The sequence below is a fragment of the uncultured Erythrobacter sp. genome (assembly GCF_947492365.1).
GTDB lineage: Bacteria > Pseudomonadota > Alphaproteobacteria > Sphingomonadales > Sphingomonadaceae > Erythrobacter.
On record NZ_CANLMB010000002.1, the window covers coordinates 33,027 to 55,905 of the forward strand.

Consider the following 22,879-nt stretch of genomic DNA (forward strand, 5'->3'; position numbering starts at 1 on the left):
ATGGCGCATTTGTTCATCTTCGGACTGGGATACACGGCGAAACGCATCGCAGCGGCGATGGAAGCGCGCGGCTGGAGCGTGGATGCGACCGGCAGCGCGGGCAATGTGGATTTTGCCGATGGTGCAGCGGTGCGCTCGGCCTTGGGCAAAGCAAGCCATGTGCTCTCCTCCGTCCCGCCGGACCGGTCGAGCGGGCTTGATCCTGTGCTGGAAGCCTTTGGCAGCGAATTGGGCAAGCGGTGGCTGGGCTACCTCTCCTCAACTGGCGTCTATGGCGATGCGCAGGGCGCATGGGTCGATGAAAGCTCGCCGACCGGAACAGGCCGCCGCAATGCACGCTCTGAGGCAGACGCAAAGTGGGTCGAGCTTGGCGCAAGGGTGTTTCGTCTGCCGGGCATTTACGGGCCGGGCCGCAGCGCGCTCGACCGGGTGCGGGAGGGCAAGGCGCGGCGGATCGATATGCCCGGACAGGTGTTCAGCCGCTGTCACGTTGATGACATTGCTAGCGGCGTGGTGGCTGCGCTGACAAGCGACGCGCCCGCGGGCGCATACAATCTCGGCGATGATCTGCCTGCAAGCGGCAATGCAGTGACCGAACAGGCCTGCCGCCTGCTCGGGGCTGAGCCCCCTCCGCTCGAAACTCTGGAAGAAGCGAACCTGTCCGAAATGGCTCGCGGATTTTACTCAGAGAACCGCCGCGTCGCGAACGGCAAGGCCAAGCGCGTGCTTGGCTGGCAGCCGCAAAGTCCCACGTTCGTCGAAGGACTAGCGAGTCTGCTTTGATCGCAGCGCCAGCACCATCCCGATCACCGCGAGCACCATCCCGCCAGCGGTGAGCGCGGTCCATTGATAGCCCTCGAACAAAGTTGAAATCAGCATTGCGACCGAGATCGTCAGGATCGAATTGTAGGCCGTGCGCCCGGCACCGATTTCACGCACAAGGTTATAGTGGAGCGGGAAGGTGATGACCGACCCGATCAGCGCCAGATAGACGATCCCTATCCAGTAATTGCTGCTCGTCGGAAGCGGCGGCGGACCGGCGGTGAGCCATGCAAAGCCAAGGTCGAACAGCGTGCCATAGAGCATCGCCCATGCAAGCAGGCTCACCATCGGCACCCCGCGCCCGGTCGGATTGGCCTGCACCACATTGGCAAAGGACGCCGCCAGAATGCCCAGCAGCGCAAGCCCGATCCCGAGCGCGACATTGCCTCCGACCACGCCCGCATCGGGGTTCGCACTCCATTCGTGAACGAGCAGGAACGAGACGCCAATAATCGCGATCAGGCTGCCGAGCAGAAAGCCGCCCTGCACTCTTTCACCGAGGAAAAACCGCCCGAGCAGAGCGTTGGGCACCATCAGCAGTCCGAACATCATGGCGACGATGCCCGAGGTCACATAAAGCTCAGCGTGATAGACGAAGAGGAAGTTGCCGCTGAACTGGAAGACACCCACCAACGCCGCGAGCCTGTGCTCCGGCGCGATGAGGATCAGCCGCCGTTTCATCAGGAACGCCACCAAAAACAGTGCAGGCGTCGCGAGCGCGAAGCGGTAGAACACTGACCATGCGGCAGGCACGCCATCGATCTGTCCGGTGATGACGAACCAGGTCGAACCCCAGATCGTGCCGGTCAGCACGAAGGGCAGGATTATTCTCCAGTTGAGCATGCTGGTTTGGGTGGCGCTCACAGGCTAGCGATAGCCTTGCCCAAAGCGCTCGCATCTTCGGCGCGCGTGTCCCATGCGGTGACAAAACGCGCGGCGTCCTCGCCCCAGTCGTAGAATGCGAATTTCTGCGCCCGCAAAGCCTCGCGTTCGGTCTCGGTCAGGCGCACAAACAGCTCGTTGGCTTCGACCGGATGCATCAGGCGTTCGGCCCCGCAACCGCTGGCGATTTCCTGCGACGCGGCGTTGGCATGGCGGGCATTGGCGAGCCATAGATCGCCGTCGAGCATGGCGAGGATTTGCGCAGCGAGATAGCGCCCTTTGCACTGCAAATGGCCGCCGCGCTTGCGCCGGTATTTGACCAGATCGGCCTGAGCCGGGTCGAACAGCACCACCGCCTCGGCGCTCATTCCGCCGTTCTTGATGCAGCCAAAGGCAAGGCTGTCGACGCCGTGCGCGGCATCGGCGGCAGAACCGCCCAGAAACGCCGCCGCATTGGCAAAACGCGCGCCGTCCATATGCAGGCCCAGCCCGCGCGCTTTGGCAAACTCGCTGAGCGCTGCCAGTTCGGCTGGCGAATAGCTGCGACCATATTCGGTCGCCTGCGTGATCGAGATCGCGTGCGGCTGGACCTGATGGACATCATCGCGGATCGGGTCGATCAGCGCGGCGATACCTTCCGGCGTTAGCTTCGCGCCTTCGCCCGCTCCTAGCATCAGCTTTGCGCCGTGAAGATAGAAGCCCGGCGCGCCGCCTTCATCGACTTCGATATGCGCTTCCTCATGGCATACCACCGCCCCATGCGGCTGGACCATGGTGGCAAGCGCGAGGCAATTCGCCGCAGTCCCAGTCGCCACCCACAGACCCGCACATTCGCGCCCAAACAGATCGCTGAAACGTGCGTCCAGTTCGGCGCTCAAAGCGTCGCCATCATAAGGATTGTCGGCGCTGTCCGCCGCCTGCATCGCTGCCCAAATCTTGGGGTGGACCGGCGCGGCATTGTCGGAGAGAAAGGGTTTCAGATCAGTCATCGCGCCCAAGCGTCTAACCGCAACGGCTCCAATGGCAAGAAGGAGCGCAAATGAGCGATCAAAATACTGGCGTCGTGATATCCCATCACGATCACGGCAGCGGCGGCAAATATGTCGCTGATATACCGGGTGAGAAAGCGACCGGAACTCTGGAATGGGAGCCGCAGTCAGATGGCGTTCGGATCGCGACTCACACCATCGTCCCGCCCGAAATCGGCGGGCGCGGGATTGCGGCTCTGCTGGTCGAGCGACTGATCGCCGATGCGCGCGAGCACGGCTTTAAAGTCGTCCCGCAATGTTGGTATGTCGCCAAGAAGTTTGACGAAAACCCCGGTTGGAGCGACCTACGCGCCTAGCCGTTTTCGAGCTGCGAGAAGTCGGTCGCGGCGACCGTTTGCATCACTTTACGACGGACCTCGCGCGCACGATCAACCGGAACGCCGGGGATCGAAAATGTGCCGCCTGCCTGCCCAAGATGGAGCGTTGCATAGCCGCGCAGCCGCGCAATCGGCCCTTGCGCAATCTCGGCCGAGTGCAGCTTCATCCGTGTCGCGATCTGGCTGCTGGGGCTCAGAACACCCTTGGTCGCCATGATCTGCACATCGTCGAGCGCGTGGCGTTTGAATTTCCAGGCAAGCACATTGGCGATCACTGAAAGCCCTGCGAGCACCAGCAGAACGCCTGTCACCAGCATGGTCCATTCGGGCGAGTAAATCGAGGTTGCGACAAAGGCCGCGAGCGCTCCGAACAGGAACCATGCGGCGTCGAAGAACGCACTGTCGACCAGATATTTGTCGCTCGCGCGGTGCCAGTCAGCGTTCTCGTCGGGCAAGCGGAAACCGGCGGTTTCGGCAATCGGCGCGATCTCGTGCAATTTGGCGAAAGGCGCGACCACATGGCTCGCTGCGCCCATATCTTGCGCAAGGCTGACAAAGCTTAGCGAGTGCCAACCAAAGCGATATCGGATCGCGCGCGTGCCGATCTTTACGCCTTGCACACGGTGGATTGGCATCACGACATCGGTCTTGGTCAAAAGGCCGCGGCGGCGGCGGAAACCGCGTGCGGTCCGCTCAAGCAGGAAACCCCATTCGCGGGTGAAGACCCGCACCATTCCGGTAAGGGAGCCGACAAGCAGCAGGACCATAATCCCGCCAATCGCACTCACGAGCTGCGCAACCGGGCCGAGTGAGGAAAGCGCATTGCCTTGCTCTTCGATCACGCTCTCCCACAGATCGAAATCCCAGATCTCGATACCGATCAGCGTGTCCGCATATTGGAACAGACCCGCGAGCACCGCGAAGACCGCGAGCGAAAACTCGAAGATGCCGAATGTGAAGAGCCTGCGCGGGCCCATTGTGAAGAGCGGCTCGCTGTCTTCAGCGGACAACTTTGGCGCTTCATCGCCAGCGGCAACAGTGCCTGCCTCCTCATCGCGGCGCGCGCGCACCAACTGGCGCAGTTCCTCGCCATCGCCTTCGGTCAGGTAGGAGAGGCTCAAATCCTCTCCGCCGCCTGCCCCTGTTTCAAACTTCACCGCGACCAGGCCGAACAGGCGCGGGATCAGTTTTTGCTCAAGGCTCACATCCTGAATCCGCTCATAGGGCACAGAACGCGCGGCGCGGCTGAGCACGCCGCTTTCAACGCGAATATCGGCATCGCCAATAGTGTAGGTGAGCCGTTTCCAACTGATATAGCTGAACAAGGTCGCAGCAGCGATGATCGCAGCGAAGACTGGCAGAGCGACCAGCAGGCCCAGCCCTCCCGATCCGAACATGATCAGAGCCGCCGGTATGATCGCGTTTTGCACACCGGCGAGCATGCCGACAAACACCGTTTTGATATCGGTGTTGCGACCTTCGGGTTTGTCGGGCGTTGCGGGCTGCTCGCTCACATGCTTTCCCGCTTGATATGCGCGCGGATTGCCTCGCGCATCTCGACCGCAAGTTCGTGCCCCAGCCCCGGCAGACGAACCGAGGCATTGTGGCTGCCCGCTGTGTGGAGCGTCATCGTGGCAATGCCGAGCGCGCGTTCGAGCGGGCCCTGATCGACATCGATATGCTGGACGCGGCCAAAAGGCACGATTGTGTCCGAATGCCACCATACGCCGCGCACAACGCGCAGCCGGTCGCGGCTGATCTGGTAGCCGCGCGCATTGTAGCGAGCCACCGGCACGCGAAAACCGATGATGATCGCGATAATCAGCGCGGGTCCGGAAATAATCCCGAACGGCGTATCCAATTCGTTGCGAAGTCCGCCGTCGATGATCAGCGCGGCGATCATGATGGCCAGCCCGGCCAACAGCGCGCCGACGCGCATCACAAGCTTGTAATTGGGATGGAGCAGCGTGAGTTCGCCTTCGTCATCGACCTCGCCGAGTATGGAGGAGCCTTCCGGCGGAGCCTCGGGTCGAGGCGTGTATTGCGCATCGCGCGGATAAGGCGCGGAGGACGTATCATCGGGCTTTGCCGCTTCTTCGGTTGGCGCCTGCCCGGCCGGGGTCTCCCAGCCTTTCGCCCCGCTTTTATGTCCGAACAGATTGCGCGCCTGATCCGGCTGCCTATCAGGCTTGGGAGGCGTATCGGAGGGATCGTCTGGGCCGTTTGTTGTCATGTGTGTTAGATGCGTGGGACAGCCCGCCTGCGCAAGCTATTTTCTTTGGTTGAAGCGTCTTCCCACCATCGCGGCTGCGATATTGGTTTTCTGCACGTCAATCGCTCCGCCCGCGATCCCCCAGGCATAGGCATCGCGCAGGCGCTGTTCCATGCCGTAATCCTTGTGATAGCCGTATCCGCCCATCACCTGCATGCCCAATGCGGTGACTTCGCGAACAATCTCATTGGCAAAGCATTTGGCGACCGAACTTTCATAGACGCTGGGCAAGCCGCCTTCATTCGCGGCGGAATTGGCCGCCGCGCGGTGGATCAGCAGGCGCGCCGCATCGACCTTCATCGCCATCTCGGCGAGCTTCATTTGAACGGCCTGAAAATCGACGATCGGCTTGCCGAATGCCTCGCGCTCCTGCGTGTAGGCAAGCGCCTGTTCTAGCGCGGCGGCGGCGACTGCCATAGACTGGGTCGCATTGCCGCAGCGTTCGAGGCCGAATGCGCTCATCAAACGGCCAAAGCCGCCCGCGCCGACAATGACGTTCTCTTCGCCCACCCGCACATCTTCGATCGAGATGTCAGCAGTGGGAATGCCGCGAAAGCCCATCAGCTCTTCGCGCTTGCCAAAGCTCATGCCTGCCATGTCTTTTTCAAGCAGGATCGCGCCGATGCCCTTGGCACCCGGTTCATCCGAGTAGCGGCAATAGGTGACGTAATAGTCCGAATGCCCGCCGCCCGAGGTCCAGCGTTTGTAGCCGTTGACGACATAGCCATTGCCGTCGGCCCGCGCCGTGGTTTTGAGGTCAGTGAGCGCAGTGCCAGCATCAGGCTCAGACATCGATACCGCGACGATCTTCTCGCCCCTGATGACTTCTGGCAGAATCTTAGCCTTCATCGCATCCGAGCCGAACCGCTCGATCGTGCGCACCGGCCCCGTCAGTGCCTCGAACACCGGAAAGGCGACCGCGTTGGAAACTTGGGCGAACTCCTCAAGCACCAGCAGCGCCTCGACATGGCCAAGGCCCAGCCCGCCATATTCCTCGGGCAGATTGACGCCGAGAAAGCCCATCTCGCCATAGGTGAGCAGCATTTCATGCGGGACGGGGAAGTCTTTCTCCTCCATCTCGCGCGCAAGCTTAGGCAGTTCGGCGCGGGCAAATTTGCGAGCGGTGTCTCGCAGCTCGCGCTGCTCATCGGTCAGTTGGAAGTCCATGAAGTTCTCAATTGCTCGTCACGCATCTTTCGTCCCCTAGCGCATTTGTGAGGGCGACGGGCAAGCACGAATTGCATAGGGTTGCGCGCAAATCCAATCAGGAGAGAGACAATGACGACGCTCCATTCATCCTTGGGACCCAATCCGCGCCTCGTGCGCATGTTCATGGTCGAAAAAGGCCTTGAGGAAGGAAAGGACTTCGAACGCGTCCATTACGACATCATCACGGGCGAAAACCGGCAGGACGCCGAATATTGCGCGAAGAATCCGCAAGGCACCTTGCCGGCGCTCGAACTCGATGACGGCACTTTCCTCACCGAAAGCTGGCCGATCTGCGAATTTATCGAGGAGAACCACGCCTCGCCCAACCTGTTTGGCGAAACCGCCAAAGAGCGCGCCGAAGTGCGCAAATGGGCACGGCTGTTCGATCAGGAAGTGGTCGTGCCGATGACAATGGGATTCCGCGCCACTGGTGGCCGCCCGATGTTCGAGCCGCGCATGGCCGTGGTCAGCGAAGGCGCGGGCGCTGAGCTTGCCGCAATGTCCGATGACAAATGGCGCTGGTTCGATGCGCAATTGGGGGGCAGCAACCACTTCGCGCTTGGCCGTTTCACCTTTGCCGATCTGCTTGTCTTTGCCTTTGCCAATTTCGGCTTCACCGTGGGGTGGAAACTGCCCGAAGGCACCGACAATCTCGCGCGCTTTGTCGAAACGCATAATGCGCGCCCCTGCGCCGCGATCTGGCAACAGGCGGAGTAATGCCAGACCTGTCGGGCCCGCGACTCGAACGTAAGGTCGCCATCGTCACTGGCTGCGCGAGCGGGATTGGTGCTGCGACAGTCAGGCGACTGCGGGCCGATGGCGCTCAGGTGCTCGGGACCGATGTGAATCCCGATGGCGAGGCGGTATGCGCAGAAGTCGGCGCAAGCTTCGCCGTGCAGGATGTCAGCGACACCGCATTGTGGCCGTCGGTGGTGGGCAACGCGGTCGCAGCTTTCGGCAGGCTCGACATCCTCGTCAACAATGCCGGCGTGGTCAGCCAGGCCTCTATCGAGGACGTGACCGACGAGCTTTGGGACCGCACCTACGATATCAATATCAAGGGCACGATGGCAGGCTGCCGCGCGGCTATTGCTGCGATGAAGGGCAACCCGGGCGGCTCCAAAGGCGCGATCATCAACATCGCCTCGACCTCTGCCATCGGAGCCTTGCCGGGCGATGTGGCCTATTGTTCGAGCAAGGGCGCGGTGCGGGTGCTTACGAAGTCCATCGCGGTCCACTGCGCGAAAGAGGGCTACAATATCCGCTGCAATGCGATTGTGCCGGGCGCGACCGAGACGGGCATTCTCAACAGAGCCGAAGAAGCCATGCCCGGTCTGAAAGCCGCAGTGGCTTCGACTTCACCCCTCAATCGCCTCGCCGATCCGGCAGAGACGGCAGCGGCCATTGCATTCCTCGCGTCTGACGAGTGTCCCTACATGACCGGCGCGGAGATGCTGGTCGATGGCGCCATGATGGCAGTGCATCCGGGGTTCTAGGCCGGTTTCTAGGTCGCCATCCGTGCCAGATACCCGCTTTTGCCCATCTGCGCGGCGGTCCATGCGAACACGGCCATCGCGATCACGCCTGAGACAAGGCACACCGCAAAGACCGATATCGTCAGCGACAGCGCGCCATAAGTCTCGCTGAGCCAGTCGCTCACCCAGCCGATCAATGCGAGGCCCAGCGCCTGCCCGACCAGATTGTTAAAAAACAAAGCGATGGCCACTGCAAAGCCGCGCTGGCCCGGCTCCACTGCCGCCTGAATGCCAGACAGGATCGGCGCCTGACTCATCACATAGATCGCATAAGCAACCGCGAAGAAACCCAGAAAGGGCCAGAATGCGCTCGAAGAAAGGCTAATGGCCAGTGGCAGCACGCAGCCGAGGCTCACGACACCAGGCATCCATGCCCGCCAGCGTTCATCGCGCTTGGTCAGCCAGCCTGCGACATAGCCGCCAAGGATTGGCCCGGGAATTCCTCCGATAAAGAAGGCGAGGCCGAGATACAGCCCGACATCGCCGCTCGAGATGCCGAAATTGCGGATCATCACCGCCGCCATCCAGAAGGCGAGCGCATATCCGATCATGATCTGCACCGCCCAGCCAACCGCCAGCCCCATAAACACACGGTTGCGCGAGAGCGTCTTTGCAGTCTCTAGGAGCGGCTGCTGTTCAATTTTCGCGTCCTTGGGGGCATATCGGCCGCGCCTCGGCTCCCGAATGGTGAAATAGACGATCGCGCCGATCAACATGCCCGGCAGACCCATCAGGACAAAGGCCCAGCGCCAACCGAACATTTCGTTGAGCTGACCGCCGATAATCAGTCCGCCAGCCGTACCCATGGTCGCGCCGATGGTGAGAAAGCCCATGGCCTTGGCCAGTTCCTCGCGCCGGAAGTAATCCGCGACAAGGCTTTGCGATGCGGGGCCGGAGCACCCTTCGCCCACTCCTACGCCCGTCCGGGCAAAGAACAATGTCCAGAAGCCGGTAGCCAGCCCGCATATGGCGGTCAGTCCGCTCCAGAAGGTGATCGCCGCACTGACGATGTTCTTGCGCACGGAGCGGTCAGCCAGCCGCGCGGCGGGGAAGCCGGCAATCACATAGGTGAGCGCAAAGGCCAGACCGCCCAGCAGGCCGATCTGGGTATCGGAAAAGGAAAATTCGGCCTTGATGTCCTCGAGCAGGATCGAAAAGACCAGCCGGTCGGCGATCGAGAACATGCTGACCAGAGTCAGCAGGCCAAGCACATACCAGCGGTAATATCCGCCGGTCGGTGCGTCCTCTGCCTGCGCGGGATCAGTGGTGAGGTCGGGCGTCGAGGCCATTGTCCACCGGTATTGTCAGTCCGTTGAGGAAGCGCGCATCGTCGCTGGCGAGGAACACCACGCAGCCTGCAACATCGCGCGGATGACCGAGCGCATCCGAAGGCAATGGCCCTTCGGGAATATCCATGGGCTGCTGACCCGCACGGCCGGAAACGCCCATCACCATCGGCGTCTCAATCCCGCCCGGCGCCAGCGCATTGCAGCGAATGCCGTAATTCTCGTCCTGACAATACATCGCGATGGAGCGCGTCATTGAGGAGATTGCCCCCTTCGCCGCGGTGTATGCCGGGATATTGCCATATCCCATCAGCGCCGCGGTCGAGGCCATATTGACGATCGCTGAACCCGCTCCGCCATTATCCTTGTGGCGATGCTTCATCAGCGGGAGCGCGTATTTGCAGCCCAGAAATGTGCCGACGACGTGGATATCGAGATGCAGCTTGAAATGATCGAGCGAGCACTCCTCGATGCTTTCAAAGATCACATTGCCGGCATTGTTGACGAGGATGTCGAGGCCGCCATGACGCTCCTTCACCGCGTGCATGACGTCCTGCCACTGCTCTTCGGATGTGACATCGAGCGCCATCGCGTTACCGCCGATCCCGTCAGCGACCTTGTGCGCCAACTCGACCTCGCGGTCGGTCACGATCACTTTCGCGCCCTCGGCCGCCAGCCGTTCGCAATCAGCCTTGCCCAGACCCATCGCTCCGCCGGTCACCAGCGCCACGCGGCCCTCTACCCTTCCCGTCATTACCCTCTCCCAAAGGCTTGTCTTATCCGCGCAGACTAGGTCCGGGGGCGAAGCTGGCCACTACTTAAACCGATGGGAAAAGTGTGAGGTGCGCCCAATCCGCCCTGCGCTACTCTGCATTGCAGGAGACAAGCATGATCGACACCGCCGAAGTCGCACGATTGAAAGCGCTAATGGAGTGGGAGGCAACGCGCCGCTCTCCGCCAGAGGGCTTTCCTCACCTGCCCGACATGCCCGCCGCCCGCTACACCAGCGAGGAATATTACAAGCTCGAACAGGAGCATATCTTCCGCAAGAGCTGGCTGTTTGCAGGTCACATTGACGAGATACCCGAGCCCGGCTGCTATATGCGCTGGCACAATGCGGGCGATCCGATTGTGATTGTGCATGGCATGGATGGGGTGGTGCGCGCCTTCTACAACACCTGCCGCCATCGCGGCGCGCCGGTTGTGACCGAGGACAGGGGCAAGTCCAGCCGGTTGATGTGCTCCTATCACAACTGGACTTACAAGACCGATGGCACGCTCGTCGGTGTGCCCGAGCGGCAGGACTTTCCGCCCGATTTCGACATGAGCTGCCGCGGGCTGATCCCGGTTCGCTGCGAAATGCTAGGCAATGTCATCTTCGTCAATTTCGACGCGGACGCCATGCCGCTGACCGAATGGCTAGGCCCGCTGATGGACGAATGGGACGAGTTTGCCTTCGACAAAATGCGGCTGGCAGCGCGCTATTCGTTCGACCTCAACTGCAACTGGAAGGTCGCGATGGAGGCCAACATGGAAGTTTACCATGTGCCCTTCATCCACCCGACCACGGTCGCACCGCTGGTGGACAGCAAGCGCAACCTCAACACTCTATATCCCAACGGCCATGCGCGTATGCTCGCCCCGCCTCCGCGGCAGACCGACCGCGAGCATGTCCGCGCGGTGGACTCGCCGCCCGAATGGCAACAGATCGAGAGCGTGGGAGAGCTGGGGCGGACCTGCACGCAGAGCTACACTTTGTTTCCCAACTGGGTCTCGCCGCTGTCTAACTATTTCGTGCCGCCGTTGGTGTTCTGGCCAACTTCGCTTGGCACCACCCGGCTCGAACTGGTGACCATGGCGCTCGATTGGGACGCCGATGGTTCGGGGGCTCCGGCACCCGACCTCTGGACCGTTCCCGACGAAAGCCAGCCAAACGGCCGCGACATGAGCCCGATCATCCTTGAAGACACCCAGTTCGGCGAAGCGATCCAGCATTCGATGCAGAGCGCTGCCTTCAAGAGCGTGCCTCTGTCTTATCAGGAAGCGCGCATCTACTCGTTTCACCAGTCTTGCGACCGGATGATCGGGATCGACAATGTGCCCGAAGAGCTTCGGGTCGAGCAGGTGATCGGTGAAGAATGGGTGTGGCCCAACGATCCGCGCACCTCGCAGATGGAGGCCGCGCGCGAAGCTGCCGAATAGGCCCCTTTCAGCGCGCTGCACGCCTTCCGCTTACGTAAGAAGACGCTACGGCATCGGGGAATCGCGCAATATTGTGGCCAAAAGGACGCATTCTGCGATTGTTCCTAGCGCTTTTGCTAGATGAGTGCGGAATCGCTCCTCCATACACTCGGTGGCACTGCTGACGGCCGTGTCACATCCAAGTTTTCGCGGCTCAGGGACTGGGGACAAGGGCAACAGGCTTCGCCAAAACAAAGTCGGTGAGGCACTCGCGCCCGTAAGGGAGAGAGCATGATGACCGCACGTAATAAACGCATTGCTACGAAAGGCCTGCGCCGCACACTGATGAGCGGAGCCGCGATCGCTGCTTTTGCGAGCATGCCGCAAACCGCCTTTGCCCAGGACACCGATACCGACGAGGCTTCGGATGACGATTCCCAAGGGCGCGTGATCATTGTTCAGGCGCGGCGCCAGTCGGAAAGCCTCCAGGACGTTCCGGTCACCGTGACCGCGATTGGCGGTGAGACACTGGAGCGCTACGGCGTCGATCAGGTTGCCGACGTTACGAGCCGCGTGCCGACCCTCAACGTGCAGGTTGGCGGCTCAGGCTCAGGCGGCCAGCTTAGCCTTCGCGGCGTTGGCTCCTCCAACATTTCAGCCTCGTTCGACTCGGCGGTCGCTTTTGACTTTGACGGGGTGCAGGTTTCGACCATGCGCCTTGTGCAGGCAGGCTTTGTCGATACCGCACAGATCGACATTCTCAAGGGCCCGCAATCGCTGTTCTTCGGCAAGAGCGCTTCGGCAGGTGTTTTCTCGATCCGTTCGGCTGACCCGACGCCCGATTGGGAAGTCGGCGCGTCAGCTTCTTACGAATTCGAGGAAAAAGGCTGGACCTATGGCGGCTTCATCTCCGGCCCGCTGAGCGACACATTGGGCATACGCCTTGCGGCCGAGTACAATGACATCGACGAATATGTCGAACTTCAGCCGGGCACTCCTGCGGTCAACCAGTTCCGCACCCAGGAAAACTTCGTTGGCCGTGTTACGCTGGAATGGGAACCGTTCCCTGGCTTCAACGCCAATTTCAAAGCCACCTATGTCCGCAACGAAGGCGATGGCGCCATTGGCCATTCTGATATTGATTGCGGCGCTAACGGAATTGCCGATCCAGTCTTCCTGCTGGGCGGGGGCCTCGTCATTCCGGCAGGCAATGACTGCAACGCCAATGACGGACTCTATTACCTGCCCGACACCGCTCCGCCGCTCGCAGGTTCAGTGCCGACCGCAAGCGGACCGACGCTCGCGGAGGGCTTTAACGGCGTTCCATTCTCTGAAACCGAGCTGTTCTTCGCGCGGCTGAAATTCACCTTTGACCTGACCGACAATCTCCGGTTTGTTTCGACCTCCGGCTTTGTCGATCTCGATGCGACTGACCTCGACAATTATTCCTATGTCGGCATTCTTGGTCCTGGAGTGCCGGGCGGTGTGGGCACCAGCGACCCCCGCAACGCGCTTCAGCAGTTCAGCCAGGAATTCCGCCTGCAGAGCGATTTCGACAACGGGTTCAACTTCATGCTCGGAGCATTCTACGAATCGCGCGAGTTTATCTTCGACACGTCGCAGCAGGCGGTGAACATCTCCTTTGTCGCGCCTGACCCTGTCACCGGCTTCACCTTTGACTGGGACAAGGTCCATGTGACCGACACCGAAGCGGTTTCGCTGTTCGGCAGTGTGATCCTCGACCTTTCCGACCGGCTTGAACTGTCAGGCGGTGTGCGCTGGACCGACGAGAGCAAGACCAACACCATCTCGGTGCCTTATGTCCACGCCTTCCTTTCGGCAGGTCCGGCCTTCATCAATAGCGGGTTCTTCTCTGGCCCGATCGAGTTTTCGGACAGCAACTTCTCGCCCGAAGCGACGATCAAATACGAAGTCACCGATGACTTCAACGTCTTCGCTTCGTTCAAGACCGGCTTCAAGTCGGGCGGTATCGACAACTCGGCGCTACCTTCGGCTTCTCTGCTGGGCTTTGACGATCCCGATCCGGCGGTCCGTCAGGCCACCGCAGATGCGCTGATCTACGGTTCCGAAACCGCAATTGGCGGCGAGATTGGCTTTAAGTCGCAGTTCGATGGCCGCAATGTCACTCTCAATGGCACGATCTTCTACTATGTGTTCGACGATCTGCAGGTACAGAACTTCGACGCTGTGAACATCCAGTTCCAGACGCTCAATGCCGGTGAAGTCACGACCAAGGGTGTTGATGTAAGCTGGAACTGGCGCACCCCGGTCGAAGGCCTGTCGCTTTCGGGCAACCTTGCCTATCTCGACGCATCCTTCACCGATACATTCCAGACCGGAGTTGGTTCAGACGATCTTGATGGCCGCAAGGTGGCCCGCGCGCCGGAATTTTCAGGCAACTTCGCGTTTGACTGGGAGGTGCCGCTGAGCAACTCGCTTGAACTCGGCGTCGGCGGCAATGCGATCTTCTCGGGCAGCTACTTCACCAACGAAGACACGCTGAATGACCTTAGACAGGATAGCTATGTCGCGCTTGATGGCCGCATTTCGGTCGGCGATCCGGACGGCATGTGGCGGCTCGCTCTGGTCGGTGTGAACCTCACTGACGAGATCTGGACCAACACTTCGGGTGGGCGTCCGTTCCTGCCGCCTCCGGGCAATGCCAATGGCATTCCGGCGGGTGACGATCTGGTTGTCACCCAGAACCGCGGCCGTCAGGTCTTTGTCGAGGCGACGTTCAACTTCTGACCAAAACTCCCTTGGGATCGGATCGGGCGGGCCGAAAGGTCCGCCCGTTTCGTTTGCGCCTGCCAAAAACAAGCATTGCCGCACCCCCACATCTCGGCCCATCCTTGGCGAAGAATTTGGAGAGCTTGAAACATGTCGCGCGAAGAACTCATCACGATGACCCGCAGCCTGATCGCTCACGGCGCGGCGGATACGATGGAATATGCCGACGAGATCGTGCGCGTTCCGGCAAGCACCTACACCGATCCCGAATTGTTCGAGGCTGAAAAGCGCAACATCTTTCGCCGCTTGCCGCTGATGGTCGCTCCGTCATGTGAGCTGCCCGAGCCGGGTGATTACAAAGCGATGGACATTTGCGGAGTGCCGCTGCTGCTCACCCGTCAACGCGATGGCAGCGTGGGGGCGTTCCTCAATATGTGCACGCATCGCGGCAATCCGGTCGTCACAGCAGGAACGAGTGGCAATGCCAGCCGTTTCACTTGCGGCTATCACGGCTGGACGTTCAAAAATGACGGCGATCTGGTCGGGGTCGCCAGCCCAAAGGATTTCGGCGCGGTCGACAAGGCTTCGCTCTGCCTCAAGCGCTTTCCCGTCTATGAAAGCGCTGGATTGATCTGGGCGACGCTCGACCAGAATTCCAAGCTGTCCATCGCCGATTATCTCGGCGGCTATGACGACCTGCTCAAGGCCTTCGGTTTCGACGGATGGACCCTGTTCAGCCAGCGTACGCTTGCCGGACCGAACTGGAAGACGGCCTATGACGGCTATCTCGATTTCTACCACTTGCCAGTGCTGCACAAGGACACATTCGGCGCGGACTTCTTCAATCGCGCCAATTACTTCTTCTGGGGCCCGCATCAGCGGCTCTCCAGCCCGTCCAAATTCGCGCAGAAGACCGGCAGCGACGAAATGCTCGACTTGTCGGAGATGAGCGATGACGAGCTGCCCGATGATGCGCTGACGCAGGGCGTGTGGACGATCTTCCCGCATATCTCGATTGCGAGCTTTTATGGCGGCGGACAGCGAGGAGCGATGATCTCGCAGCTGTTTCCGGGCGAGGCGGTGGGCGAGAGCTACACCACCCAGTTCTACGTCATGGAAAACCAGCCCGAAACCGAAGCCGACATCAAGTCAGCGCATGAACAATTCGACTTCCTCGAAGTGGTGGTGCGCGACGAGGATTACGCCACCGGCAAACGCCAGCACCAGGCGTTGCAATCGGGTGAAATGGCTGAAGTGCTGTTCGGCAAGAACGAGCGCGGCGGTCAGGTGTTCCACCAATGGGCAGCCAAGCTCACGCAGGCAAGCGATGAGGAATTGCTGGACATCTTCAGCCCCGCACAGCGCGAAGCCGCAGAGTAATCCCGCCTATTGCGCGGTGTAACCACCGTCCACGACAAATTCCGCGCCCGTGACATAGCTCGCCTCGTCAGATGCGAGGAACAACACGCAATTGGCGATATCCTCAGGCTCGCCCAAACGCCCGACAGGGATGGTGGCCTCGATTGCGGCGTAGTTGTCCGCGTTGTCCTTCAGCCCCGCTTTGGCCATGTTGGTGCGGATGATGCCGGGATGGACGCTGTTCACGCGAATACTATCGGCCGCGGTTTCGAGCGCGACAGACTTGGTCATCATTTTGACCGCGCCTTTGGTGGCCGCATAGGAGGCGCTCCCGCGAAATCCGACGATTCCAGCCACCGATGAAAGGTTGATGATCGAGCCGGGAGTGCCTGCCGCCCGCATGACGCACACCGCTTCCTGTGTGCCCATGAATACGCCCTCGATATTGACCTTGTACTGCCGCCTCAGACCGGCGAGCGCGTCTTCCGCGTCAATCTCGGCCACGTCCAGAATGCCGGCATTGTTCACAAGGATATCGAGCCGCGAATGCTTGGCGAGAATGTCGCCCACAACGCGCCGCCAATCGCTTTGAGACGAGACGTCATGCCTCATCGCTTCTGCTGACAGGTTGCGCTGTGAGAGCAATGCGGCGCTCTCCTCGCACCCATCGGCATCGATATCGCTGAGGATGACAGTAGCGCCTTCCTCAGCCAGCCTTTCGGCAATCGCAAACCCTAAACCTGGACGCGATGCACCGCCTGTGACCAAGGCAATCTTGCCTTCAACTCTGCGTGTCATTCAATCCTCCGGAAACGCGAACGGCCTTGCCACTTCGCTCGGCCCCTTTGCGGTCGGGTTGTCGTTGAGTACCAGCTCGACCAGCGCGGTGTCGAAGAATTCGTGCAGCTCGATAATCTTGCCATCGCGGATGGTCATGATCTGGCAGTAGGTCTGGAGGTATTCATGGCCATTATTGCCCATCCCGCCACCATACATGATCCCGACCGCGCGGTTCTCATCGACGCACATGATCCGCCATTTGCGTGAGAACTGTACCGTTTCAGGCACAAGCTTGCCGACCACGCCATCGGCCACCAAAGGCCCAAAGCATTCCGCCTTGCCCTCCCACCGGCCTGACACCGGCGTCGAACCGAGCAGGTTGAACGCTACATCCTCGCTATGAAGCGCGGCGAGCGTGTCGAAGTCGCCCTCTTCCAGCGCGATGTAGAACTGCTCGGCGACTTTGCGATTGGCGGCAACAACCGCATCCTTGCCCGCCGACATCACCCAAACGCCGGGCGGAAATTGCTCTCACCCCAATCCTGACGCCTGGTCCAGTCGCCCATTGTCTCAAGCTCGCCGTCAAGCTCGGGGAAGCGTTCGTACACATGCTCCATATCAACCTCGAAAGGCCGCGTGGGCGCTTCGTTGTTGTATTCGTAAAACGCCTGTATCCCCTTGGCGAAATCCTCGCGCAGTTCCTCCGGCATGGTGTCACCCGCCGCCTCGACCAGATAGCGCCCGAACTCTTCCGGTGTGCAGGGATCGTAGGTAATGTCCTTGCCCAGCGCGCCCGACAGATATGCAGTCACCTGCTTGCCCACCAGTCGCTCCGGCCCGCCAATATTGAGCCATGCGCCCTCCATGTCGGGGCGTTCAAGGCTGGCGAGCATGAACTTCGCCACATCGTCGAGGCTGATCCAGTTGGCTTGCAGATTGGGGTTGTGCGGATAGACATAGCGCCCCTCATTGACGATGAAAGGCCGCGCCCAATTGGTCAGCAAATTGTCCATGAACAGCACGCTGCCAAACACTGTCCCGGGACAACCGGAACGCCACAACGCGTTGATCCCTTTGGTGTTCTCGCCATAGGTGAAGGGATCACCCGGCCTGTCGGGAATCCAGCTGGAAGTGTTCCACACCAGCCGCTTGACCCCTTCCTCAGCCGCCGCTTTACCCAGCTCTCCGATCAAGACCGCGCGATCGGCGCGGGCCTGCAAGGGGTGGGTGTAAAAGACGTAATCGGTCCCTTCGAGCGCGGGTTTGAAGGAGGAAGGATCGTAGAGGTCCATCGGGCGCACTTCGACCCGTTCGATCCCCTCGATCTTCGCGCCGCCAAACGGATCTTCCTGCCGCGAGATCGCGCGCACATCATAACCCGCCTTCAGGGCCTGTTTGACCTGCGCCATCCCCTGCCTGCCGCTCGCGCCGACTACTGTGATGAGTGCCATGTGATCTCTCCTGATGATTGCGGGAGAGACTAGGAAGACAAGCCGTCACCCGCACCGCGCCAATTTGATAGCGACCTAACAAAAGCGCGGCTTGCCGTAGCGTCCCTCGAACCGGACAACGTGGCCATGAACAATCGTTTCTGGCGCATCGAAAGCCGCCCTAAAGGCAATGATTTCGCAAGCGCGCTGGCGCTGGTCGAGGAGCCTCTGGGCGAGCTGGCCCAGGGCGAAATCCGTATTCGCAACGCTATGCTCTCGATGGATGCAGGCACGCGGATGTGGCTGACGAGCCGCGAAGATGGCTATCAGCCGCCGCTGCCCACCGGCGCTCCGATGACAGGGCTGGTCGTGGGCGAAGTCATAGCCTCGCGCGCGGATGGATTTGCCGAAGGCGATCTGGTGCGAGCTTTCGGAGTGTGGGGAGAAGTGAGCCAAGTCGATGCGGTGATGTCGGGCGCGGTGAAGCTCGATCCTTCGGTCGCGGACCGTCGCGCATGGTTCGGCCCTCTCGGCATGAATGGCTGGACCGCACTGTGGGGCATCGAGCAAACCGGCGCAGCAAAGCCGAGCGAGCGTGTGCTGGTGTCCGCTGCTGCGGGCGCAACCGGAGTGTTGGCAGTGCAGATCGCCAAGCTGCTCGGCTGCGAGGCATGGGGGATTGCGGGCGGCGCGGAGAAATGCCGCTATCTCACGGGCGAACTCGGACTGGATGGAGCCATCGACTACAAGGCGGGCGATGTCGGTGCGCAATTGGACGCAGCAGGGGGTTTCGACGTCTATTTTGACAATGTGGGCGGCGCGCTGCTCGACTCTGTGCTCACCCGCATGAACCATTACGGGCGGATCGCGGTTTGCGGATTGCTCGCCGACTATGGCGGCAACGCGCGCACCACCCCGCGCGAATTTGACCAGATCCTAATGCGGCGCCTGCGGGTTGAGGGGTTCTTCAGTCCGGACTTCATGGACCAAGGCGAACGCCTCACCGCCAGACTGCGCGGCTGGCACGAGGCGGGGGAGCTCACCATGCCGTATGATGTGACACGCGGACTTGAAAACACGCTCACCGCCTATGAAAAGCTCTTTACTGGCGGCAATATTGGCAAGGTAATCGTGGAGCTTGAGAGATGACTGGAACGCTGCAAGACCGCGCGGATATCGCCGACATTATCGCGGCCTATGCCCATGCGATTGACCGGCGGCGATGGTCGATGATGGAGCGGCTGTTCCACGAGAATGCGCAGTTTCAGTTCGGCACGGTCGCCGGAGACTGGCGCGGCTTTGTCGAGCAGGCGCGCGCGATCATCGATCCCTGCCTCGCCACCCAGCACCAGCTGGGCCAGGTGCAGTTCGGTTTTGCCAAAGGACCGGATGGCGAAAGCATCTGCCACACCGAAACCTATATGACCGCAATGCACACGATCCCGGCGGGCTATCCAATCCCCGACGTCTTTCCGGACAAGGGCAAGATCTATTCCGCGGTCATCGCGGGCCGCTATGTCGACCGGTTTGAAAAGCGGGATGGCGAATGGCGGATCGCGCATCGCACGGGCCTCTATGATTGGCGCGAATTCCGCGAAGTTGAAGGGGTGGACCTGTCCCAAATGCCCGAAGGCTCCTGCGGCTATCACGACGAGCGTGACCCTTCGACGCCGGTGGTAGCGCGCTGGCTGGGTTAGGATATCTTGCGGTCAGACCTCCCGCCCCGCCTCCCCACCCGGCCACCAATGTTGCCATAACCTAATGGTGGCCGGGTGGGGAGGCGGGTCGGCGGGTTAGCAATCAAGAACGCCGGATCGCAAACACCCCGTTCATCGTCGCCACCGTCTCTTCCCCGCGCACAATCTCGCCAGACGTATAGGCCGTGCGCCCGCCCATCCGGTCGATCCGCACCCTTGCCTCCAGCCAGTCACCCAGCTTTGCCGCTGTCAGATAATTGACCTGCAATGTGATCGTCGAGGGCGCGAGCCTTGGCCGCTCGGCATCATAGACCGCATGGCTCAGCGCGACATCGGCGAAGGTCGAGATCACGCCACCGTGAGCGCCGTCCTTGTAATTGATATGATGCGGCTCGATCCGCAGGCCCACCAGTTGCGGCTCGCCTTCACGGGGCTGCAAGAAATAGGGCCCGCCATGGTCGAGAAAGCCGGACGAGAATTCGGCGCGCGTGAAGCCTTCGGGCGGTGCAAAGTCTGACATGCGCCTCTTCTACACGCTCAGCAGCGATTGGCTGCGCTATGAATTGTGCCAATCCCCCCTTGTCGCCTGCGCGCCTAGTCTTGCCGACTATGACCCAAGCTCCATCATCCGAACCCGGCTCGTTCTGCGACATTGTCCGCGATCACGCCGCCGCGACGCCTGACACGCCTGCATTCACTTTTGGCGATGAGGTGATCACCTTCGCCGAGCTGGAGAGCGGCGCGAACCGCGTCGCCAATGCGCTCACCGCGCTGGGAGTGACCAAGGGCGAGCGGGTCAGCTTTCTGGGCAAGAACCACCCGCTTTATTTCGAAGCCTTGCTAGGTGCAGCCAAGATTGGCGCTGTCATGACGCCGGTGAACTGGCGGCTCGCCGCGCCGGAAGTCGCCTATATCCTGGGCAATTGTGAAGCACGGGTGGTGTTTGTGGCAGAAGGTTTTGCTGAGATGCTCGAGCGTGTGCGCGGCGATTGCCCGCGCGTCGAACATGTCATCGGGATCGACGCACCCGACCATTCGGGCACCGACTACCGCACCTGGCGCGGTGGCCACCCCGACACGCCCCCTGCCGACGCTCCCGGCCCAAAGGACGATGCGCTTCAGCTCTACACTTCGGGCACCACCGGTCGGCCAAAGGGCGCGGTGATGACCCATGGCTCGATCCTCTCCAGCAGCGATGGCGCAGAGAAACGCGATTGGCAGGAACCGGTTGAAGGCGATGTCACATTGCTGGCGATGCCGTGCTTCCACATTAGCGGCACAGGGACCGGCATTGGCACGATGGTCGCGGGCAGCAATTCGATTGTGCTGCCCGAATATGACCCGACCAAGGCGCTCGACCTGATCGCGAATTTCAACATCTCGAAGATCTTCCTCGTGCCCGCCGCGATCCAGATCCTGCTCAACCATCCGCGTGTGCGCGAGGTCGATTTCAGCCGCCTCAAATACGTGACCTACGGCGCCTCCCCCATCCCGCTGGAACTGATGCGTGAGGCGATGGAGGTGCTGGGCTGCGGCTTTGTCCAGATGTACGGCATGACCGAGACTAGCGGCACGATCGTCGCGCTCGACCCCGAAGACCATGTGCCCGAAGGCTCGCCCCGCATGCGCAGCGTCGGCACGCCGCTGGCAGGCGTCGAGCTCAAAATCATCGACGAGCAAGGCAATGAACTGCCCGCCGACACCGTGGGCGAAATCGCGACGCGCTCCTCTAAAAACATGAGCCGTTACTGGAACAACGCAGAGGCCAGCGCCGAAACCATCGACGCCGATGGCTGGCTGCGCACCGGCGATGCCGGCTATCTCGACGCGGACGGCTATCTCTACATCCACGACCGCGTGAAGGACATGATCATCTCGGGCGGCGAGAACATCTACCCCGCCGAGGTCGAGAATGCGGTCTATGCTCACCCCAAAGTCGCCGATGTCGCGGTGATCGGCATTCCGAGCGAAAAATGGGGCGAGGAAGTGAAGGCCTGCGTGGTGGTCAAGGATGGCCAGACGCTCTCCGAGGCCGACGTGATCGCCCATGCGCGCCAGCATATTGCGGGCTATAAATGCCCGAAATCGGTCGACTTTATCGAGGCGCTCCCGCGCAACCCGTCAGGCAAGATCCTGCGCCGCGAACTGCGCGCGCCCTATTGGGAGGGGAAAGACCGCGCCGTGAACTGAGGTGGGCAATTCGCCATAGCTCTGGCCGAAAGGCCCCGAGACAGAGTATGGCGAACGGACCAGAATAAAAGAGAGGGGACTAACATATGAATTTTCTCGATGGTTTCACCGACAAGGCCTACGCGCTGATGCGCTTTTTTGTGGGCCTGTTCTTTGTCCAGCATGGCACGCAAAAGTTCTTCGATTTTCCCAAGGAAGGCCCGGGAGAACTCTCCCCGCTGCTCCTCGGCGCAGGTGCGATCGAGCTGGTTGGTGGAGTGCTGATTGCAATCGGCCTTCTGACCCGCCCCGCCGCTTTTATCTGCGCGGGCATGTCGGCCGTCGGCTACTGGATGGCCCACGGGCTGAACGATTTCTTCCCGATCAATAATGGCGGCGAATTGATCGCGATCTTCTGCTTTGTGTTCCTTTACATCGCTTGCCGCGGTGCAGGGATCTGGAGCGTCGACAGCATGATGGCCAAGTCCGACGACGGTTAGGCCAAACTTGCGAGGCCGGGCAGATCAAGCTTTTCTGCCCGGCACTCGGCATCTGCCAGGGCCGGACAAGGCCATGGCTAAAGCTTGCGATATTCCGCATGCCCGCCCGCGTCGATCTTCAGCGTTGGTAGCGGGAATTCGGGATCGGGTGCGAAGATCGGCTGGTCTTTGAGCGGTGACTTCCAGTCCACCACATATTTGCGCGCCGAGATACGCCATTTGTCGCCGCCCGCTCCGGCTCGCTTCTCCCACTCATCGAGATAGCGCCCGCCGATCAGGTCGCCCGCAATGCTGCCATCTTCCTGCAAGCGCCCTCCGCCAAAGACGCCGTAGCATTCGCTGCTTGCCGAAGTCGCAGAGTGAAAGCGGATCAGCGGCTGTGACAGCATGTGCCAGCGCCGCGCGAGGCCTCGCTCGGTCTCCATCACCACGGGCAGGAAATCCTCCGCGCGGCCAGTGAAAAAGCCGTATTCGATATGCGCGTCGCTCCAGTAACAGCTCGCTTGGCCCTCTTCATCGAGCCAGTCGAGGGTGCGGCAATAACGCTGGATCACATCGCCGATTTCCTGCCTGTCGATCAGCTCTTGCAGCTTTGCATTCATTGCGCTGGTCCCTCCCCAATCCGCCAGTTGTTCGCAGA

23 protein-coding genes are annotated in these 22,879 nt (G+C 61.0%); 11 read left to right on the plus strand and 12 right to left on the minus strand.

From position 1 onward, the window contains the following. Nucleotides 1–783, plus strand: coding sequence for an SDR family NAD(P)-dependent oxidoreductase (locus Q0887_RS11390; protein ID WP_299195451.1), 783 nt, complete (start codon nt 1–3; stop codon nt 781–783). Here Q0887_RS11390 and Q0887_RS11395 read toward each other — a convergent pair. Continuing rightward, nucleotides 766–1,665 carry a DMT family transporter gene (locus Q0887_RS11395; RefSeq protein ID WP_299196737.1) on the minus strand — a complete coding sequence of 300 codons (900 nt, stop codon included), beginning with the start codon at nt 1,663–1,665 and terminating at the stop codon, nt 766–768. The two genes, Q0887_RS11390 and Q0887_RS11395, sit on opposite strands and share 18 nt — an antisense overlap. Nucleotides 1,666–1,682: 17 nt before the next feature. Beyond that, nucleotides 1,683–2,693: a beta-eliminating lyase-related protein gene (locus tag Q0887_RS11400; protein ID WP_299195453.1), complete on the minus strand. Its 1,011-nt coding sequence runs from the start codon at nt 2,691–2,693 to the stop codon at nt 1,683–1,685. A gap of 50 nt (nt 2,694–2,743) precedes the next feature. Between Q0887_RS11400 and Q0887_RS11405 the strand changes: the two genes are divergently transcribed. Further along, a complete protein-coding gene (locus Q0887_RS11405; protein WP_299195455.1) occupies nt 2,744–3,049 on the plus strand; it encodes a GNAT family N-acetyltransferase in 306 nt (101 codons plus the stop codon). Here Q0887_RS11405 and Q0887_RS11410 read toward each other — a convergent pair. Genes Q0887_RS11410 through Q0887_RS11420 form a run of 3 tightly spaced genes read right to left on the minus strand, consistent with a single transcriptional unit; the run spans nt 3,046 to nt 6,509 of the window. Beyond that, on the minus strand, nt 3,046–4,584 hold the full coding sequence (locus tag Q0887_RS11410) for a PH domain-containing protein (protein WP_299195457.1): 1,539 nt from the start codon (nt 4,582–4,584) through the stop codon (nt 3,046–3,048). The genes Q0887_RS11405 and Q0887_RS11410 overlap by 4 nt on opposite strands. After that, complete coding sequence (locus tag Q0887_RS11415; RefSeq protein ID WP_299195459.1) at nt 4,581–5,303, minus strand: PH domain-containing protein; 723 nt, start codon at nt 5,301–5,303, stop codon at nt 4,581–4,583. The genes Q0887_RS11410 and Q0887_RS11415 overlap by 4 nt, the downstream gene beginning before the upstream one ends. A gap of 36 nt (nt 5,304–5,339) precedes the next feature. Beyond that, nucleotides 5,340–6,509 (minus strand): acyl-CoA dehydrogenase family protein, encoded by a 1,170-nt coding sequence (locus Q0887_RS11420; RefSeq protein ID WP_299195461.1) that lies wholly within the window; start codon nt 6,507–6,509, stop codon nt 5,340–5,342. A gap of 111 nt (nt 6,510–6,620) precedes the next feature. Between Q0887_RS11420 and Q0887_RS11425 the strand changes: the two genes are divergently transcribed. Both Q0887_RS11425 and Q0887_RS11430 read left to right on the plus strand, forming a co-directional pair. Further along, nucleotides 6,621–7,268 (plus strand): glutathione S-transferase family protein, encoded by a 648-nt coding sequence (locus Q0887_RS11425; RefSeq protein ID WP_299195463.1) that lies wholly within the window; start codon nt 6,621–6,623, stop codon nt 7,266–7,268. After that, nucleotides 7,268–8,047, plus strand: coding sequence for an SDR family oxidoreductase (locus Q0887_RS11430; RefSeq protein ID WP_299195465.1), 780 nt, complete (start codon nt 7,268–7,270; stop codon nt 8,045–8,047). The genes Q0887_RS11425 and Q0887_RS11430 overlap by 1 nt, the downstream gene beginning before the upstream one ends. 8 nt (nt 8,048–8,055) lie before the next feature. Here the strand turns inward: Q0887_RS11430 and Q0887_RS11435 are convergent, their stop codons facing one another. Further along, entirely contained in the window at nt 8,056–9,375 is a 1,320-nt protein-coding gene (locus Q0887_RS11435) for an MFS transporter (protein ID WP_299195467.1), read from the minus strand. Then, nucleotides 9,347–10,126 (minus strand): SDR family oxidoreductase, encoded by a 780-nt coding sequence (locus Q0887_RS11440; protein WP_299195469.1) that lies wholly within the window; start codon nt 10,124–10,126, stop codon nt 9,347–9,349. The genes Q0887_RS11435 and Q0887_RS11440 overlap by 29 nt, the downstream gene beginning before the upstream one ends. A 134-nt stretch (nt 10,127–10,260) precedes the next feature. Between Q0887_RS11440 and Q0887_RS11445 the strand changes: the two genes are divergently transcribed. The 3 genes from Q0887_RS11445 (at nt 10,261) to Q0887_RS11455 (ending at nt 15,684) form a co-directional block, all read left to right on the plus strand. Further along, nucleotides 10,261–11,574 (plus strand): SRPBCC family protein, encoded by a 1,314-nt coding sequence (locus Q0887_RS11445; RefSeq protein WP_299195472.1) that lies wholly within the window; start codon nt 10,261–10,263, stop codon nt 11,572–11,574. Between the two features lie 273 nt (nt 11,575–11,847). Further along, nucleotides 11,848–14,322: a TonB-dependent receptor gene (locus Q0887_RS11450; RefSeq protein WP_299195474.1), complete on the plus strand. Its 2,475-nt coding sequence runs from the start codon at nt 11,848–11,850 to the stop codon at nt 14,320–14,322. A gap of 132 nt (nt 14,323–14,454) precedes the next feature. Continuing rightward, nucleotides 14,455–15,684, plus strand: a complete 1,230-nt coding sequence (locus Q0887_RS11455; RefSeq protein WP_299195476.1) for an aromatic ring-hydroxylating dioxygenase subunit alpha — start codon at nt 14,455–14,457, stop codon at nt 15,682–15,684. A 6-nt stretch (nt 15,685–15,690) separates the two neighbouring features. Here Q0887_RS11455 and Q0887_RS11460 read toward each other — a convergent pair whose 3' ends face one another. Genes Q0887_RS11460 through Q0887_RS11470 form a run of 3 tightly spaced genes read right to left on the minus strand, consistent with a single transcriptional unit; the run spans nt 15,691 to nt 17,894 of the window. Then, the gene (locus Q0887_RS11460) at nt 15,691–16,461 is read right to left on the minus strand and encodes a glucose 1-dehydrogenase (RefSeq protein ID WP_299195478.1); all 771 of its coding nucleotides are present in this window, start codon (nt 16,459–16,461) and stop codon (nt 15,691–15,693) included. Next, on the minus strand, nt 16,462–16,947 hold the full coding sequence (locus Q0887_RS11465; RefSeq protein ID WP_299195480.1) for a nuclear transport factor 2 family protein: 486 nt from the start codon (nt 16,945–16,947) through the stop codon (nt 16,462–16,464). Further along, nucleotides 16,947–17,894, minus strand: coding sequence for an NmrA family NAD(P)-binding protein (locus Q0887_RS11470; RefSeq protein ID WP_299195482.1), 948 nt, complete (start codon nt 17,892–17,894; stop codon nt 16,947–16,949). Before Q0887_RS11470 ends, Q0887_RS11465 begins: the two co-directional genes overlap by 1 nt. Nucleotides 17,895–18,020: 126 nt before the next feature. Between Q0887_RS11470 and Q0887_RS11475 the strand changes: the two genes are divergently transcribed. Together Q0887_RS11475 and Q0887_RS11480 are read left to right on the plus strand one after the other, a co-directional pair. Next, on the plus strand, nt 18,021–19,022 hold the full coding sequence (locus Q0887_RS11475) for an NADP-dependent oxidoreductase (protein WP_299195484.1): 1,002 nt from the start codon (nt 18,021–18,023) through the stop codon (nt 19,020–19,022). After that, nucleotides 19,019–19,570, plus strand: coding sequence for a nuclear transport factor 2 family protein (locus tag Q0887_RS11480; RefSeq protein ID WP_299195486.1), 552 nt, complete (start codon nt 19,019–19,021; stop codon nt 19,568–19,570). Before Q0887_RS11475 ends, Q0887_RS11480 begins: the two co-directional genes overlap by 4 nt. A gap of 103 nt (nt 19,571–19,673) precedes the next feature. Here the strand turns inward: Q0887_RS11480 and Q0887_RS11485 are convergent, their stop codons facing one another. After that, the gene (locus tag Q0887_RS11485; protein ID WP_299195488.1) at nt 19,674–20,090 is read right to left on the minus strand and encodes a PaaI family thioesterase; all 417 of its coding nucleotides are present in this window, start codon (nt 20,088–20,090) and stop codon (nt 19,674–19,676) included. An 89-nt stretch (nt 20,091–20,179) separates the two neighbouring features. Between Q0887_RS11485 and Q0887_RS11490 the strand changes: the two genes are divergently transcribed. Then, a complete protein-coding gene (locus Q0887_RS11490) occupies nt 20,180–21,760 on the plus strand; it encodes a fatty acid--CoA ligase (protein WP_299195489.1) in 1,581 nt (526 codons plus the stop codon). 86 nt (nt 21,761–21,846) lie between these two features. Then, nucleotides 21,847–22,239, plus strand: coding sequence for a DoxX family protein (locus Q0887_RS11495; protein ID WP_299195491.1), 393 nt, complete (start codon nt 21,847–21,849; stop codon nt 22,237–22,239). 77 nt (nt 22,240–22,316) lie between these two features. Here Q0887_RS11495 and Q0887_RS11500 read toward each other — a convergent pair whose 3' ends face one another. After that, nucleotides 22,317–22,841, minus strand: coding sequence for a nuclear transport factor 2 family protein (locus Q0887_RS11500; RefSeq protein ID WP_299195492.1), 525 nt, complete (start codon nt 22,839–22,841; stop codon nt 22,317–22,319). Between the last annotated feature and the right edge of the window lie 38 nt (nt 22,842–22,879).

Excerpts from the sequence above, each read along its gene's own strand:
- Q0887_RS11390 (WP_299195451.1), top strand. The coding sequence starts at position 1 with ATGGCGCATTTGTTCATCTTCGGACTGGGATACACGGCGAAACGCATC.
- Q0887_RS11395 (WP_299196737.1), bottom strand. The coding sequence starts at position 1,665 with ATGCTCAACTGGAGAATAATCCTGCCCTTCGTGCTGACCGGCACGATC.
- Q0887_RS11400 (WP_299195453.1), bottom strand. The coding sequence starts at position 2,693 with ATGACTGATCTGAAACCCTTTCTCTCCGACAATGCCGCGCCGGTCCAC.
- Q0887_RS11405 (WP_299195455.1), top strand. The coding sequence starts at position 2,744 with ATGAGCGATCAAAATACTGGCGTCGTGATATCCCATCACGATCACGGC.
- Q0887_RS11415 (WP_299195459.1), bottom strand. The coding sequence starts at position 5,303 with ATGACAACAAACGGCCCAGACGATCCCTCCGATACGCCTCCCAAGCCT.
- Q0887_RS11420 (WP_299195461.1), bottom strand. The coding sequence starts at position 6,509 with ATGGACTTCCAACTGACCGATGAGCAGCGCGAGCTGCGAGACACCGCT.
- Q0887_RS11425 (WP_299195463.1), top strand. The coding sequence starts at position 6,621 with ATGACGACGCTCCATTCATCCTTGGGACCCAATCCGCGCCTCGTGCGC.
- Q0887_RS11430 (WP_299195465.1), top strand. The coding sequence starts at position 7,268 with ATGCCAGACCTGTCGGGCCCGCGACTCGAACGTAAGGTCGCCATCGTC.
- Q0887_RS11435 (WP_299195467.1), bottom strand. The coding sequence starts at position 9,375 with ATGGCCTCGACGCCCGACCTCACCACTGATCCCGCGCAGGCAGAGGAC.
- Q0887_RS11440 (WP_299195469.1), bottom strand. The coding sequence starts at position 10,126 with ATGACGGGAAGGGTAGAGGGCCGCGTGGCGCTGGTGACCGGCGGAGCG.
- Q0887_RS11445 (WP_299195472.1), top strand. The coding sequence starts at position 10,261 with ATGATCGACACCGCCGAAGTCGCACGATTGAAAGCGCTAATGGAGTGG.
- Q0887_RS11450 (WP_299195474.1), top strand. The coding sequence starts at position 11,848 with ATGACCGCACGTAATAAACGCATTGCTACGAAAGGCCTGCGCCGCACA.
- Q0887_RS11455 (WP_299195476.1), top strand. The coding sequence starts at position 14,455 with ATGTCGCGCGAAGAACTCATCACGATGACCCGCAGCCTGATCGCTCAC.
- Q0887_RS11460 (WP_299195478.1), bottom strand. The coding sequence starts at position 16,461 with ATGACACGCAGAGTTGAAGGCAAGATTGCCTTGGTCACAGGCGGTGCA.
- Q0887_RS11465 (WP_299195480.1), bottom strand. The coding sequence starts at position 16,947 with ATGTCGGCGGGCAAGGATGCGGTTGTTGCCGCCAATCGCAAAGTCGCC.
- Q0887_RS11470 (WP_299195482.1), bottom strand. The coding sequence starts at position 17,894 with ATGGCACTCATCACAGTAGTCGGCGCGAGCGGCAGGCAGGGGATGGCG.
- Q0887_RS11475 (WP_299195484.1), top strand. The coding sequence starts at position 18,021 with ATGAACAATCGTTTCTGGCGCATCGAAAGCCGCCCTAAAGGCAATGAT.
- Q0887_RS11480 (WP_299195486.1), top strand. The coding sequence starts at position 19,019 with ATGACTGGAACGCTGCAAGACCGCGCGGATATCGCCGACATTATCGCG.
- Q0887_RS11485 (WP_299195488.1), bottom strand. The coding sequence starts at position 20,090 with ATGTCAGACTTTGCACCGCCCGAAGGCTTCACGCGCGCCGAATTCTCG.
- Q0887_RS11490 (WP_299195489.1), top strand. The coding sequence starts at position 20,180 with ATGACCCAAGCTCCATCATCCGAACCCGGCTCGTTCTGCGACATTGTC.
- Q0887_RS11495 (WP_299195491.1), top strand. The coding sequence starts at position 21,847 with ATGAATTTTCTCGATGGTTTCACCGACAAGGCCTACGCGCTGATGCGC.
- Q0887_RS11500 (WP_299195492.1), bottom strand. The coding sequence starts at position 22,841 with ATGAATGCAAAGCTGCAAGAGCTGATCGACAGGCAGGAAATCGGCGAT.